This is a genomic window from Streptomyces lateritius, assembly GCF_014649715.1.
GTDB lineage: Bacteria > Actinomycetota > Actinomycetes > Streptomycetales > Streptomycetaceae > Streptomyces > Streptomyces lateritius.
The window spans coordinates 258429-273323 of sequence record NZ_BMTO01000008.1 but is presented as its reverse complement, the minus strand read 5'-3'; the positions used below and the strand labels follow the sequence as shown (position 1 = coordinate 273323).

At 72.2% G+C, this 14895-nt stretch carries 8 protein-coding genes; 1 reads left to right on the top strand and 7 read right to left on the bottom strand.

Annotation, left to right across the window (positions count from 1 at the left end; translation table 11 throughout):
- Positions 1–142: 142 nt before the first annotated feature.
- Both IE136_RS18600 and guaA read right to left on the bottom strand, forming a co-directional pair.
- Entirely contained in the window at positions 143–937 is a 795-nt protein-coding gene (locus IE136_RS18600) for a class II aldolase/adducin family protein (RefSeq protein WP_189600886.1), read from the bottom strand.
- A gap of 151 nt (positions 938–1088) precedes the next feature.
- Positions 1089–2690 (bottom strand): glutamine-hydrolyzing GMP synthase, encoded by a 1602-nt coding sequence (guaA, locus tag IE136_RS18595; RefSeq protein WP_158989535.1) that lies wholly within the window; start codon positions 2688–2690, stop codon positions 1089–1091.
- Positions 2691–2959: 269 nt separating this feature from the next.
- Between guaA and IE136_RS36750 the strand changes: the two genes are divergently transcribed.
- Complete coding sequence (locus IE136_RS36750) at positions 2960–3307, top strand: chorismate mutase (RefSeq protein ID WP_373309087.1); 348 nt, start codon at positions 2960–2962, stop codon at positions 3305–3307.
- A 748-nt stretch (positions 3308–4055) separates the two neighbouring features.
- Here IE136_RS36750 and IE136_RS18585 read toward each other — a convergent pair.
- From IE136_RS18585 to IE136_RS18565, 5 genes are all read right to left on the bottom strand, one after another.
- Entirely contained in the window at positions 4056–5900 is a 1845-nt protein-coding gene (locus IE136_RS18585; protein WP_189600885.1) for a GMC oxidoreductase, read from the bottom strand.
- 90 nt (positions 5901–5990) lie between these two features.
- Positions 5991–7670: a succinic semialdehyde dehydrogenase gene (locus tag IE136_RS18580; RefSeq protein ID WP_189600884.1), complete on the bottom strand. Its 1680-nt coding sequence runs from the start codon at positions 7668–7670 to the stop codon at positions 5991–5993.
- Between the two features lie 153 nt (positions 7671–7823).
- Positions 7824–9428 (bottom strand): serine/threonine-protein kinase, encoded by a 1605-nt coding sequence (locus IE136_RS18575; protein WP_189600935.1) that lies wholly within the window; start codon positions 9426–9428, stop codon positions 7824–7826.
- Between the two features lie 241 nt (positions 9429–9669).
- Positions 9670–12450, bottom strand: a complete 2781-nt coding sequence (locus IE136_RS18570) for a serine/threonine kinase C-terminal domain-containing protein (protein ID WP_189600883.1) — start codon at positions 12448–12450, stop codon at positions 9670–9672.
- A gap of 154 nt (positions 12451–12604) precedes the next feature.
- The gene (locus IE136_RS18565) at positions 12605–14821 is read right to left on the bottom strand and encodes a serine/threonine-protein kinase (RefSeq protein WP_189600882.1); all 2217 of its coding nucleotides are present in this window, start codon (positions 14819–14821) and stop codon (positions 12605–12607) included.
- Positions 14822–14895: the final 74 nt, after the last annotated feature.

The following is a 14895-nucleotide window of genomic DNA, read 5'->3' as shown; positions in this document are numbered from 1 at the left end:
CGATCAGTCAACTCGCCGGTGATTATCGGGAATTGTGCCGTATCGAAACGTGCCCCACATGCTTCGAGCGCCCCGCGCGAGAGTGATTGAACCGTCATCACATTGACGTAAGGACAGCTGAAGTGCCGTTTGCAGCGCCGCTCTACGACAGGAGTTCGGGTTCCGCGCGGCTGATCCGACGCCACAGCGGCTGGTAGTTGATCCACGCGGCCAGATCGGTGCCGAGCTGGTCGCGGGTGGCGACCGCCTCCCGGTGACCGATCGGGACCGGCCTGCCCGCCGCGCGCGCGGTCAGCTGCACCTGGGCGCAGCGCTCCATCGCGATGAACCACCAGGCCGCCGCGTCCACCGAGCCCCCGACGGTCAGCAGACCGTGGTTGCGCAGCACGATCGCCTTGTACGGGCCGAGGGCGGTGGCGATCCGGCGCCCCTCCTCCCGGTCGACCGCGACCCCGGTGTACGCGTCGAAGAGCGCGTGGTCCTGGTAGAAACCGCAGGCCTCCTGTGTGATCGGCTCGATCAGTTCGCCGAGCGCGGCGAGCGCCCGCCCGTACGTGGAGTGGGTGTGGGCGACGGCGACGACGTCGGGCCTGGCCCGGTGGACCTGTGCGTGGACGGTGAAGGCGGCCTGGTTCACATGATGGCCGCCGTGGACGACCCTGCCGTCCCCGTCGACCAGGAGGAGGTCGCTCGCGGTCAGCTCGGCGAACGGGGCCCCGAAGGGGTTCACCCAGAAACAGTCGGCGAATCCAGGGTCGCGTGCGGTGACATGACCCGAGACGCCCTCCTCGTACCCGAACCGCGCGAAGAGTCGCAGCGCGCCCGCGAGCCGCTGCTTGCGGTACGCCCGTTCCTCCTCGGCGGTCTCGTGGACGGGCGGCATGGCGAAGTGGAGCCGGGCGACGGGTACGGGGGCCGGGGCCGGTGTCTCGCTCATGCGCGGGAAGGTAACGCCGGGCCGCGCAACTCACCAGAGTCCGTACGCCACGGAAACACGCCATGGAAACACGCGACCGGAACACGCGACGGAGAGACGGCGAAGCCGCCGCCCACGAGGGACGGCGGCTTCGAACGACGGCGCGGAGGGACTACTCCCACTCGATGGTGCCCGGCGGCTTGCTCGTCACGTCGAGCACCACACGGTTCACGTCGGCGACCTCGTTGGTGATCCGGGTGGAGATCTTCGCCAGCACGTCGTACGGCATCCGCGTCCAGTCCGCCGTCATCGCGTCCTCGGAGGAGACGGGGCGCAGGACGATCGGGTGGCCGTAGGTCCGGCCGTCACCCTGGACGCCCACGGAGCGCACGTCGGCGAGCAGGACGACCGGGCACTGCCAGATCTCGCGGTCGAGACCGGCGGCCGTCAGTTCCTCGCGGGCGATGGCGTCGGCCTCGCGCAGCAGGTCGAGCCGCTCCTTGGTGACCTCGCCGACGATCCGGATGCCGAGGCCCGGTCCGGGGAAGGGCTGGCGCTGGACGATCTCCTCCGGCAGGCCGAGCTCCTGGCCGACCATGCGGACCTCGTCCTTGAACAGCTGGCGCAGCGGCTCGACGAGCTCGAACTCCAGGTCCTCGGGGAGTCCGCCCACGTTGTGGTGGGACTTGATGTTCGCGGTGCCGGTGCCGCCGCCGGACTCGACGATGTCCGGGTAGAGCGTGCCCTGGACGAGGAAGGCGACGTCCTCGCCGGTGCCCGCCGACTCGGCGACGATCTCGGCCTGGGCCTGCTCGAAGACGCGGATGAACTCGCGGCCGATGATCTTCCGCTTCTCCTCGGGGTCGGAGACCCCGGCGAGCGCGGTGAGGAATCGCTCCTGCGCGTCGACGACCTTCAGCTGGACGCCGGTCGCGGCGACGAAGTCCTTCTCGACCTGCTCGGTCTCGCCCTTGCGCATCAGACCGTGGTCGACGTAGACGCAGGTGAGCTGCGAGCCGATGGCCTTCTGCACGAGCGCGGCGGCCACGGCGGAGTCGACGCCGCCGGAGAGACCGCAGATGGCGCGCTTGGTGCCGACCTGCTCGCGGATGGCCGCGACCTGCTCCTCGATGACGTTGCCGGTGGTCCAGCTCGGCTCGATGCCGGCGCCGCGGTAGAGGAAGTGCTCCAGGATCTGCTGCCCGTGCGTGGAGTGCAGCACCTCGGGGTGGTACTGGACGCCGTACAGCTTCTTCTCGTCGTTCTCGAAGGCCGCGACCGGCACGACGTCCGTGGACGCGGTGACGGCGAAGCCCTCGGGGGCGGCGGAGCAGGCGTCGCCGTGCGACATCCACACGGACTGCTCGCTCGGCGTGCCCTCGAAGAGGGTCGAGCCGCTCCTGGAGACGTACAGCGGGGTACGGCCGTACTCACGGGCGCCCGTGTTGTCGACGGTGCCACCGAGGGTGGTCGCCATCAGCTGGAAGCCGTAGCACATGCCGAAGACGGGAACGCCGGCCTCGAAGATGGCGCGGTCGAGGCGCGGGGCGCCCTCCGCGTACACGGAGGACGGGCCGCCGGAGAGGATGATCGCCTTGGGGTTCTTGGCCAGCATCTCGGCCACCGGCATGGTGGACGGGACGATCTCGCTGTAGACCCGGGCCTCACGGACGCGGCGGGCGATGAGCTGGGCGTACTGGGCGCCGAAGTCGACAACGAGGACTACGTCCGGGTTGGAGACGTCGGGCGCGGCAGCGGGAGTCGCTGATGACACTACGGCGGCCTTCCGGCGGTAGGGAGGGTCCCCCGAGAGGGGGGCTATTTGTCGATTCTACCGGCGCGTCGGTAGTCGCTTTTCGTCTCACCATCCGAACCGGGTTTGGCCGACGGAGCGGGGCGGGGTCCATACTGTCCGCATGCGCAAGCTCACGACCTTCGTCTTTACCTATGGCACCGGCCCGTCCGGCTGCCATGGTCGTGCTGCTTGAGCAACTGACAAGCGACTTCCGAGGCGCCCCGGGCCGACAAGGCCCGGGGCGCTTCGTGGTTTCCGGGCCATGTCGCTCCGGGGCGGCCGACACCGACAGCCCAAGGAGCCCCACCATGACCGTGAACATCGCTGAGAAGACCGGCGCCCGTACCGACGAGGCGGCCGCGCTCATCGGCGACGCCCGCGAGCGGATCGACGCGCTCGACGACCGGATCATCGGTCTGATCCAGGAACGTATGGCCGTCTCGGCCGTGATCCAGGAGGCCCGGATCGGCTCGGGCGGCCGCCGCGTGAACCTCGCGCGCGAGATGGAGGTGCTGGGCCACTACCGGGACGCGCTGGGCAAGCCGGGCACCTCGCTCGCGATGACCGTCCTGGAGCTGTGCCGGGGCCGCGTCTGACCCGCGGGCGCGGGGGCCCGGGGGCCCGGGGCACGGACCGCCGCGTCTGTGGCCCGGGGCACGGACGGCCGTATCCGACCCTCGGGGGCGGTGGTACGGACCTGAGTTCGGGCCCGCTCTCACCCGTACGGCGCGTGACCGGCTCCTGCACCCCTTCGTTGGTCGTGTTGTCCGTGCCAGCCAGGGGCGGGCCCGAAAAAACCACGCGTGGCTTCGCTGGAGCGTGTGACGTACCGCAAGTACGTCGTGGGACCTCGCCCCAGCGCGCGTGACCGGACGGCAGGGGACAGCAGCCCGGTCACCGAGAAAGGGCGGTCGGCCCCGGGGACGCCCGGGGCCGACCGCAACCGGTCCAGACGGATGCGCCGGCACCCGTCCCGATCAGGCGCGAGACGCGCGACAACCCCACACCTCCCCGTCCCCCACCACCTCCACGCGGCGCAACCCCCGGCGCCGCTCCCCCTCGGCACCGCCGCCGCCCTGACACCGGTGCCGATCCCCAAGGGCCCCGCCGCGACCGGAATCGCGCAGCGGGGCCCTTGCCCTGCCCCGACGCGCCACCCGTCACAGAAGTGACGCGCGTCACACCGCAAATCTCGGAATCGGGTACAACCAATCCCCCTGGCCACAGGTCATGTATGCGGCACCACCCAGAAGCTGGAGAGGCGCTGCACTCGGAGGGGGGTGCAGCGCCTCTTCCGTATCCGGAACGCCGTCCGGAGCCGCGCGCCCTGACCGCTTGGCCCGCCTACGCCGGCCGCGTCGGCTGGGAGCGCTTCGGCGGTACGGCCGGGATCCCCAGGAACGGCAGCTTCAGCGCGCCGAAGGCGTCCGCCGGCACCGTCGGGGCCTTCGGGGCGATCGCGGCGAGGCGGACGTACGCCTCGCCCTGCCGCGGCCGCGGGTCATCCTCCCCCTTGTTCGGCCAGAAGGACATCGCGCGCTCCGCCTGGGCCGTGATCGTCAGCGAGGGGTTGACGCCGAGGTTCGCGGAGATCGCCGCCCCGTCGACGACCGAGATGCCCGGGTGGCCGTAGAGCCGGTGGTACGGGTCGATGACGCCGGACGCGGCGTCGGCGCCGATCGGACAGCCGCCCAGGAAGTGCGCGGTCAGCGGGGTGCCCATCAGCTCGCCGATGTTGGAGCCGGCGAAGCCGTTGATCTCCTCGGCGAGCAGGGACGCGGCCCGGGTCGCCTCGGGGATCTGGTTCGGGTTGGGCGCGCCATGGCCCTGGCGGGCGGTGAGCAGGCCCTTTCCGATGCCGCCGGGCTTGCGGAAGGTCGTCAGGGAGTTGTCCAGGGACTGCATGACCAGACCGATGATGGTCCGCTCCGACCAGCGGCGATTGGAGAGCGAGCGGACCGCGAGGGCCGGGTGCAGGGCCATCTGGAGGAGCCAGTTCCGTACCCGGTGCGCGCCGTAGGGCACCTGGAGGACGGTCATGCCGCCCATGGCGTTGGAACCCTTGCCGTACCGGACCGGCTCGATGTGGGTGTTCTCGTCCGGGTGGATCGAGGAGGTGATCGCGACCCCGCGCGTGAAGTCGACCCTCGCGGCGCCGTGCTTCTTGCGGTAGCGCCGGTCGGTGGTCTGCGAGCCGACCAGCGCCTCCGAGTTGGTACGGGTCAGCTCACCGAGGCGGGCGGAGATCCGGGGCAGCAGACCGGTGTCCTTCATGCGGTGCAGCAGCGTCTGCGTGCCGTACGTACCGGCCGCGACGACGACCCGCCGGGCCGTGAACGTCCTCCCCTTGCCCTTCTTCCGGTTGTCGGTGGGGAGGGTCTTGACCGCGAACCCGCCCCGCGAGTCCTCGGTGAGGGCGACGACCGAGGTCATGGGGTGGACGACGGCGCCGGCCTTCTCGGCGAGGTAGAGGTAGTTCTCGTTCAGGGTGTTCTTGGCACCGTGGCGGCAGCCCGTCATGCACTCGCCGCACTCGGTGCACGCCGTACGGGACGGGCCGGCGCCGCCGAAGTACGGGTCGTCGACCTCCGTGCCCGGCTTCGCCTTCGTGACCCCCTCGGCGTCCGCGCCGTCCCCGAAGAAGACGCCGACCGGCGCCATGTGGAAGGTGTCACCGATGCCCATGGCCTGCGCGGTCGCCTTCAGGTGGACGTCCGAAGGGGTCATCGTCGGGTTGAGACGGACGCCGAGCATCCGCTTGGCCTGGTCGTAGTAGGGCGCCAGCTCCTCCCGCCAGTCCGTGATGTCCTTCCACTGCGGGTCGTCGAAGAACGGCTCGAGCGGTACGTAGAGGGTGTTGGCGTAGTTGAGGGAACCGCCGCCGACACCGGCGCCCGCGAGCACCATCACGTTGCCCAGCAGGTGGATGCGCTGGATGCCGTACAGGCCGAGGGCGGGGGCCCAGATGAAGTTCTTCAGGTCCCATGAGTTCTTGGGCAGGTCGCCGCGGCCGAAGCGGCGGCCGGCCTCCAGGACGCCGACGCGGTAGCCCTTCTCGGTCAGGCGCAGGGCGGTGACCGAGCCGCCGAAGCCGGAGCCGACGACGATGACGTCGTAGTCGTACGCCGAGTCGTCGTCGGTCTCGGCCTGCTGAGCGGCCTGACTTCGGGCAGGGGGTACCGCGGTCATGGCTCTCCTCGTACGAAACGTGTGGAAACGGACGGGTCTCGGCGCGGGACGTCTGCGCCCGGTGTCGGCGCAAGACGTCGCCGCGGGGCGTCAGCGCAGGCGCAAAGCCTTCATCGCCTTCAGGGACACGCTCATGAACGCGGCGTACTTCTCGTCGTCCATCCCGAAGGAGGGAGCGAGCGGCATCAGCCTCTGCTGGGCCACGGTCTGGGCCTCGGTGTACTTGAGGATGCCCTCGGAGCCGTGGCGCCGGCCGAGGCCGGAGTCCTTCATGCCGCCCATCGGCGCCTGGACGCTGCCGTACGCCGGGGCGTACCCCTCGTTGATGTTGACCGTGCCGGTGCGCAGTCGGGCGGCGACCGCGTGGCCGCGCCGCGAGTCCTTCGTCCAGAGGGAGGAGTTCAGGCCGTACGGAGTGGCGTTGGCCAGCTCGACGACCTCGTCCTCGTCCGTGAAGCGGTAGACGGAGACGACCGGGCCGAAGGTCTCCTCGGTGCAGACGGACATCGGGGCCTCGACGCCGTCGAGGATGGTCGGCTCGTAGAAGAGGGGGCCTATGTCGGGGCGGGCGACGCCGCCCGCGACGAGCTTGGCGCCCTTGGCGACGGCCTCCTCGACGTGCCGGGTGACGGTCTCCAGCTGCCGCTCGCCGACGAGGGAGCCCATGTCGGCGCCGTAGGAGAGGGAGTTGCCGAGGCGCATCGCCTTCGTACGGGCGGCGAACCGGGCGACGAAGTCGTCGGCGACCGACGCGTGGACGTACAGCCGCTCGATGGAGATGCAGAGCTGTCCGGCGGAGGAGAAGCAGGCGCGGACGGCGCCGGCGGCCGCCTTCTCGATGTCGGCGTCCCGCAGGACCAGCATGGCGTTCTTGCCGCCGAGTTCGAGGCTCACGCCGACGAGCCGGGCCGCCGCGCCCTGGGCGACCTCGCGTCCGGTGCGGGTGGAGCCGGTGAAGGAGACGTAGTCGGCGTGCTTGACGACCTCGGGGCCGACGACCGGCCCGTCGCCGAGGACGATCTGGAAGACGCCGGCCGGGAGGCCCGCCTCGATCAGCAGGTCACGGGCCCAGAGGGCGGTGAGGGCGGTCTCGGTGTCCGGCTTCATCACGACGGCGTTGCCGGCGACGAAGGCGGGGAGCGCGTCGCCGACCGACAGCTCCAGGGGGTAGTTCCAAGGCGCGATCTGGCCGACGACACCGCGCGGCTGGCGCAGCTCGGTGACCTTGGTGAGGGTCGGCACGACGCCGGTGTGGCGCTTGGGGCGCAGGTAGGAGGGGGCCTTGCGGCCGTAGTGGCGGGCGGCGACGGCGACCGCCTGGACCTCTTCGTGCGCGTGGAGCCGGGCCTTGCCGGTCTCCAGCTGGATGAGGTCGAGCACCTCCGCCTGCCGTTCCAGGATCAGGTCGTGGAAGCGGAGGAGGACGGCGGCGCGAGCCTTGACGGGGGTCGCGGCCCAGGCGGTCTGGGCCGCGCGGGCGAGGGCGAAGGCCTCGGCGACGTCCTCGGGGGTGGACTCGGGCAGGTCGGCCAGCTTCTCCCCGGTGAAGGGGGTGTGGTTCGCGGTCCGGCCGGAGCCGACGACACCGCGGGTGAGCTGCGCGACCACCTCGGGAGTGACCACGTCGGCGGCGGTACGGGCGCCGGCCGGCGAGGGCGCCACGGGGTTGGTCCCCTTGGCCGAAGTCACCGGAGTCCCCGACGTGGCCGAGGTGGCGGAAGGGGTGGCGGCGGTGGTGGCCGTGGCGGTGGAAGCCTGCGAGTCCGTCATGAGGGGGAGAGTAGGCCGCATTCCGGCCTTTGGGTACCCGTCGGTAATACGTTTTCACCGGGTGCGCACAATCACGCCAGCGATCACTGGCACATAAGCCCTGATCGGCGGCTCACGGTCGGGCAGGCGTGCGAATCTGTGATTCTCGGCGGGTCAGTCGCCGGGCGCCCGCCAGTGCTGCAGGACGATGTCGAACTGCTCCCGCGTCACGCTCCAGCTCTCCTCCGGGGACGACATGTACACGGCGTACTCGGTGCCGTCGTCGCCGAAGTAGACCTGGTCGATCGCGTGGCGGGGGCCGGGGAACGTTTTCCTCTCGTTCCAGGTGAACTCCCACAGAGCGGACCGGACCTGGTCCCGGTAGGTGTTCTGGTCGAGCTTGACCCTCTCGTACCCGGACCGCGTCCCCACGGTCTTCTCCAGGTCGAGCAGGTGCATGTACGGGTTCTCGAAGTCGGGCGTGCGGTCCATGCTGATCCGGATGCGGTGGCGTCCGTTGTCCGGCGTGTAGTCGATGTTGTCGCCATCGGCCTGCCGCTTCCAGCCGTCGGGCACGAGCAGACTGAAACCCTTGGGGTCCTCGACCCGGTGCCACCCCTCCGGGACGCCGTTCGTGGCGGGCTTCGTCACCGTGGGGCCCGCGGAGTGGCCGGCGGCCCCGCCCTTCGTGCCACCGTCGGAGTGGTTCATGGCGACGAAGACGGCTCCGCCGGCGAGCAGACCGGCGAGGACGGCCGCCATGACCGCCGTACGCCACTTGCCGCGGCTCTTCGCCGGAGAGGGAGCCGGGGCCGAGGCCGGGGTCGACGTCGGAGCCGGGGACGGCGTCGGCGTGGAGGGCTGCGCCGGCCTGGAAGGTGCGGGCCGCGGCGTCGTCGGCTGCTGCAGCGTGGCGGAGGTCAGCTCCGCCCGTCCCACCCGCTGCGTCGGTACGTACGCCTGCGCGGCGACCGGGTCACGGCCCTCCATGGCGTCGAGCAGCATGCGTTCGGCCTCGTCCGCGTGCGGCCGGTCGGCCGGATTCTTGCGGAGCAGTGCGACGATCACGGAGGCCAGGGCACCGGCCTTGGCCGGATGCGTCGGCTCCTCATCGACGACGGCCTGCATGGTGCTGATCGGCGAGGTCCTGCGGAACGGCGAGACGCCCTCCACCGCCGTGTACAGCGTCGCGCCCAGCGACCAGAGGTCGGAGGCGGGTCCGGGGTCCCCGCCCCGTACCCGCTCGGGCGCCAGATAGTCGATGGAACCGACCAGTTCACCGGTCCGCGTGATGGTGGAGTCGCCCTCGATCGCCGCGATCCCGAAGTCCGTGAGCAGGACCCTTCCGTCCCTGGCCAGCAGGACGTTGCCGGGCTTGACGTCCCGGTGCAGCACGCCGGCCGCGTGCGCGGCGCGCAGGGCGCCGAGGACGTGCAGTCCGATCCTGGCCGCCTCGCGGGCCTCGATCGTGCCGGCCTCCTTGGCGGCGTCCGCGAGCGAGGGGCCGTCGACGTACTGCATCACGATCCACGGCCGGTCGTCGTGCTCCAGCACGTCGTGCACCGTGACCACGCCCGGGTGGGTGATCCGCGCCGCGGCCCGGGCCTCCTTCTGCGTCCGGGCGTGGAGGACCAGCCGGTCGGCCTCGGCCGCGAACCGACCTGCCGTCAGTTCCTTGACCGCCACCACCCGGTGCAGGACTTCGTCGTGGGCGCGCCAGACCTTGCCCATGCCGCCGCGACCTATGCTTTCGGCCAGCCGGTAGCGCCCGGCGAGCAGAAGACCCTCCCCGGTCTCCGCCCCGGTCCCTCTTCCGTTCCCGGACCCCGCACCTGTGTTCTGAGACTGTTCCACTTGCCCCCGCCCGTTCCTTCGGATGCCAGGTTACGGAGGGGGACACGGGCGACGGAACCTCGGGGCTGGCATAGGAACGCCACTGTGACCAGGGCGACGTGGACCGACGCGTTTCGGCCACTCCTGAGGAGGGCTCAGTCGGCGCTCCACAGGGTCGGCGGGAGTATCAGCGGGTCGAACGGTAGGCCTTCACGGCCTGGTCGTAGATCTCGGACACCTTGTCGCGCTCGCTCTCCGGCCCGATCACCTGGACGACGTGGTAGCGGCCGTCGTCGATCAGGGCCAGGTTGCGGACGAACACCTCACGGCCCGTGCTGTCCTGCCAGGTGAACTGGCCCACCGCCATGGCCTGCCGGCCGACGTCGATCCGGCGCAGCCCGGAGGCGCTGGACCAGGAGGAGTCCCGCCAGGGCTGGAGTTCGCGCTCCTTGGTCCGCTGATACGCCATCGGGTCCGAGCCGTTGGCCTGCACCGTGTCGCGGCCGGGGACGACGATCAGGATGAAATCGCCTCCGCTGTAGCGCACTTGGCCGGCGTCGTTGACGGGGCTGCGCCGCCAGCCGTCGGCGACACCCACCTGGAAGCCCTCCGGGTCCTTGCGCAGGGTGTACCCGGCGGCGAGGGCGGGCGTGCTGGGCTCGGTGGCGGGCGGAGTCGACCGGCCGGAACTCGGCTTGGCGCTGGGCTCGGAGCTCGGCCCGGCGGGCGGGGCGGACTGTCCTGTGGGCCCGCTCGTCGGCCGCTGGGCGGGGTCTTGGCCCCCGGTTGCGGCCTCCTTGGGCATGAACATCACGGCGTACGCGACGGCGCCGCCGAGCAGGAGGAGGATCAGGAGCAGGAGCGTACGCCCGAGGGAACGCGGGGACCGGGACGAGCGTCCGTCGCGGGGCGGGCGCGGCACCCGGGGCGGGCGTGGGGCACGCTGCGGAAGCTCCTCGTGGAACCGCTCCTGCGACCGCTCCTGCCGGAACTCCCGGCGGGCGTCTGGGCGCTCGTCGTGCCGTACGTCCTGGTGGCGGGCCGATCGGGGTTCCCTGCCCTTCTTGTGGCGGTGGCGGCCACCGGCCGCCGCCCCGCGGCGCCGGCGCACCAGCTCGCCCCGCCGGCGCACCACGGGCAGCCGGGTCGCGTCCACCGGGGGCAGGGGGACGACCCCGAGGCCGGCCTCGGGTTCCGGCGCGGAGCGGACGAGGGAGCGCAGCCAGCCGCGCAGCTCCTCGAAGTCGGGTCGGTCGGCCGGGTCCTGACGGAGCAGCGATTCGACGACCGGGCGCAGGGGGCCGCACTCCTCGGCGAAGGCGGGCGGCTCGGCGCAGACGAGCTGGACCAGCTCGGCGGCGTTGTCCTCGGGGTACGGGGCATGGCCCTGGACGGCCCGGTAGAGGAGCGCGCCGAGCGCCCAGAGGTCGGTGGCGGGGCCGATGGGCGGAGCGAGCCGCCAGTTCTCGTGGACCGGCCCTGCCTGCTCGGGCGCCCATCGTTCCGTGACGGCGCCGACGACGGCGATCCGGGCCTGCCGGGCACGCTCACCGGCGAGGCGGGTGGCGGGGCCCCGGTAGACGGACGCGGCGCCGCCGTCTCCCTCACCCGGCTCGCCCCAGCCGCCCTTTCCGCTCCTTCCGTCTCGGCCGGAGGCAGGTACGGGGTCGGGGGACGCGGGGGCCGGTGCGGGCACGGGCGCGGGGGCGTAGCCGGCCGGGAGGGCGGGGCGGCCTGATCCGGGGAGCGCCGGGCCGCCGCCCGCGGGGACGGGCGGAGAGCTGTCGCGGGAGGCGTGCGGTCCGTCGCTCCAGGATCCGGTGAGCAGCGCGCGCGGCGGTCCGCCGCCTTCCGGGCGGTAGCCGTCCGGATAGGTCGTGTCGGCCTCGTCCGTGTCGTCGTCGTCATCGTCGTCGTCGACGGCCTGGGACCACCAGTGCGGCTCCGGGCCGAGGCCCCGAGCGGGAACCGGGGAGGGGGGCGGGGGCACCGGGCGCTGAACCGGGACGGCCCCGGTCTCGCCGATCTGCGCGGCAGCCCGGGCTCCCGCCCGGTAGGCGGCGATGGCGCCCGCGCGCGCCGCCCGTACATCGGAGACGGGCGTCGGCGTTCGGGCCGGCGAGGCAGCGGGCCCGCCGGGCAGAGTCGGCGACGCCGGCGTGTCGGAAGGGTCCGTCGACTCCGTCCGCTCCTTCGACTCCGTCCGCTCCGCCGACTCCATCGACTCCGTCGGTTCCGTCCGCTCCGGCCCGGCCGTCGCCTCGATCTCCGTACGTCCGCGCGCTCCGGGTACGTGCGTCGCACTCGCACTCGTCGGCGGCTCCTCCTCCACACCGCCGCCGCCGCGGTCGTCGTACCCCCGCTCGACCTCCTCCGGGAGCGGCACCGGTGCGTAGCCGCACAGGGCCTCCTCCGCCGCGCCGGCCGCGAGCCCGGTCAGCACCACGCGTCCGTCGTCGCAGACGAGCACCGTGCGCGCGGTGATGTTGCGGTGGGTCCAGCCGTGCGCGTGCAGCGCCCGCAGGGCGGTGAGGACGTCCGAGCCGATCTCGGCGGCGCGGTAGGGGCTCAGTGGCCGGTCGTCGAGGAGCGCCGCCAGCGGCGTGGCCGCCACCAGCTCACTCACTATCCACAGCGAACCGGCCTCCGCGAACACGTCGAAGACCTGGTCGAGGCGAGGATGATCGGGGATCTGGGCGGCCGCCTGCGCGGCCTCGACGGCCCGGCGCACCGCGGGGTCGGCCGGCCGCCGGGTCGCCCGGCCCTGGGCGCGGTACGGCGTGTACCCGGCACCGTCGTCCTCGACGACCTCGGCGTCGACCACCTCGGGCAACGGCACCTGACGGACGAGCACTTCCTGCCCGCTGTAGGTGTCGAAGGCACGCGTCTCCAGGAGTTCGTACGCGTCCGCGGGCGGCAGCGGCAGGCGGTAGCGGTCTGCGAGCACCCTTCCCGCGTAGTCCTCCACGACGCCTCCCCACCGAGCGCGCTGTCCTCCGGGTTCTCACGGACCCCTGCCCCAGGGAACGTTCGAGAACCGTCAAATCCGGTCCGGTCCGGTGCAGTTAACGGCTCTGTTCGGCTGCGTACGGTCCGCGTACTCTCACGATACGTGGCGCCGGTCAGTCCTTGGGGCTGAACGTGGCGAACGCCGTGTCCCGCAGCGTCTTGCACGCCGCGGCGTCCCACTCGTCCGCCTTACAGCTGATCATGATGGAGTAGCCGCGCTGGGCGTCCACCTTGAATCCGCGGTTGAGTATCCGGACCCGCATGCCGCTCTGGTTCCGCTCGAACTCCCAGTCGGCGACGGTCGGATAACCCTTGTACGAGACGGTCCTGATGCCGATGGTCTTGTAGCCGTTGCTGGACGCGGCCACCCCGGCCACGGCGGCGGCCCAGGCGCTGCGCGCGTCGTCCTTCGGGTTGCTGTTGAAGTCGACCTGGACGCGCGGGAAGCCGCCGTTCGCGTTGAATATCCCGCCCGAGTTCCGGCCCGCGATGGCGTTGAGCTTGAAGGTCGCCGGCATCGCCATGGAGAAGTGGAACCGGTCGTTGGTCACCATGACGTATCCGGCGGGCAGCTGCGTGCCGCCGGCGTCCGAACCGCCGGCGCTGGGCGTCGAGGACGGCGTACCGCTCTGCTCGCCCGTGCCGCCCGGCTTCTCGCCACCCTGCTGACCGGGGTCGCTCGGCGTCTGCCCCTGCTGCTGACCGTCGCTGTCGCCGTTGCCGGCCGTGGCACCGGCCGAGGTCACCTTGTCCCCGGTGCCCTTGCCCCCGCCCTTGTTGCCCGTCCCGTCCTCGCCGCCGCCGAGCGCGACGGTGAGGATGGTGCCGAGCAGGGCAAGGACCACGACCGCGGCGATGATCACCAGGGTGCGGCGCGGCACCACGTCGGTGAGCGAGGCCCGCGGCTGCGCCGGCCGGTTCCCTCCCTGGAGCGGCTCCGGCCTCGGCCTGGCCTTCTGTTCGGACTTCACCGCGGCGGCCGCGTTCCGCACGGACTTCAGCGCGCCGCGCACCCGCTCTGCGGCCGCCTCGACGGGCTTCTCCTTCGGCACGGACGCGAACGGCGGCGTGGCCGGCAGCGGCGGCAGCGGAACGACCCGCGTGGCCTCCGGCGACGGCTCCGGTTCGGCCACCGGCGCGGGCGAGTCGAGCACGGCCCTGAGCAGCACCCGCGCGCCGGCGTCGTCGAGCCGCTGCGCGGGGTCCTTGGCGAGCAGGCCGTAGATGACCTTCTCCAGCAGGGGCCCGGCGTTCTTGGGCGGGTCGACGGGCTCGGTCATCACGGCGGTCAGCGTCGCGATCGCCGAACCCTTGTCGTACGGCGGGCTGCCCTCGAGGCTCGCGTACAGCAGGCCGCCGAGCGACCACATGTCGGCGGCCGGGCCGGGCTTGTGACCACGGGCCCGCTCGGGCGAGATGTACGAGGGCGCGCCGACGAGCATGCCGGTGGAGGTGATCGACGGATCGCCCTCGACCTGGGCGATGCCGAAGTCGGTGAGGACGACGCGGCCGTCCTCGGCGATCAGGACGTTGGACGGCTTCACGTCGCGGTGCAGGATGCCCTCGCGGTGCGCCGAGCGCAGCACGTCGAGGATCGCGAGGCCGACCTCGGCGGCGCGGTGGGGCGTCAGCGTGCCGTCCTCGCGGATGGCGTCGGCGAGGGACTTGCCCTCGATGAGCTCCATGACGATCCACGGCCGGTCGTCCTCGTCGACGACGTCGTAGACCGTGACGGCGCCGTTGTTACGGATCCGGGCGATGGCCTTCGCCTCGCGCAGGGTCCGAGTGATGAGGCGTCGCTTCTCGTCCTCGTCGATGCTGTTGGGGAAGCGCAGCTCCTTGACGGCGACGGTACGCCCGAGAGTCTCGTCGACCGCGCGCCACACCGTGCCCATGCCGCCGCGTCCGAGCACCCCGTCGAGGCGGTAGCGCCCGGCGAGCAACCGCCCTTCGGTGGTCGGCACGGCACCGGTCTTCGCGGGGCGCCCGGCAGCCGCGGCCTTGGCCTTCGGCTTCACGGGCGGCGCGTCCTCCGGCTCCGTCGCAGCGGGCGCCTTCCCCGATCCGCCGTCCGCGGCTCCCGCCCCGGCCCCGGAATGGGAATCCGTCCTGGAATCCGACCCGGAACCGGGCCGGATCACGCGGTCGGCGGCGCCGTCTCCGGCACCTTCCGCGTCGCTCTTGGTGTCCGTCTTCGGGCCGGACTCCGCGTCCGGCTCCGCCTCACGGGCCGCTGGAACCACACTTCGGTCGCCGTCGGTTCCGGCACCCGCGCCGGCGTCCCGCCGAGGGTCCCGCGCCGTGTCCCGCGACTGCTCCGCCTCCGACATGCGTCCCCTCTGCGATCCCTGATCTTCGCCCGCGCTGCCGCTTCCCGCGCGATGCGGTAACCCGCCCTGGAAGA

Bases quoted from the DNA above. Each gene is read 5' to 3' on its own strand.
- IE136_RS18600 (WP_189600886.1), bottom strand. From the start codon at position 937: ATGAGCGAGACACCGGCCCCGGCCCCCGTACCCGTCGCCCGGCTCCAC.
- IE136_RS18585 (WP_189600885.1), bottom strand. From the start codon at position 5,900: ATGACCGCGGTACCCCCTGCCCGAAGTCAGGCCGCTCAGCAGGCCGAG.
- IE136_RS18580 (WP_189600884.1), bottom strand. From the start codon at position 7,670: ATGACGGACTCGCAGGCTTCCACCGCCACGGCCACCACCGCCGCCACC.
- IE136_RS18565 (WP_189600882.1), bottom strand. From the start codon at position 14,821: ATGTCGGAGGCGGAGCAGTCGCGGGACACGGCGCGGGACCCTCGGCGG.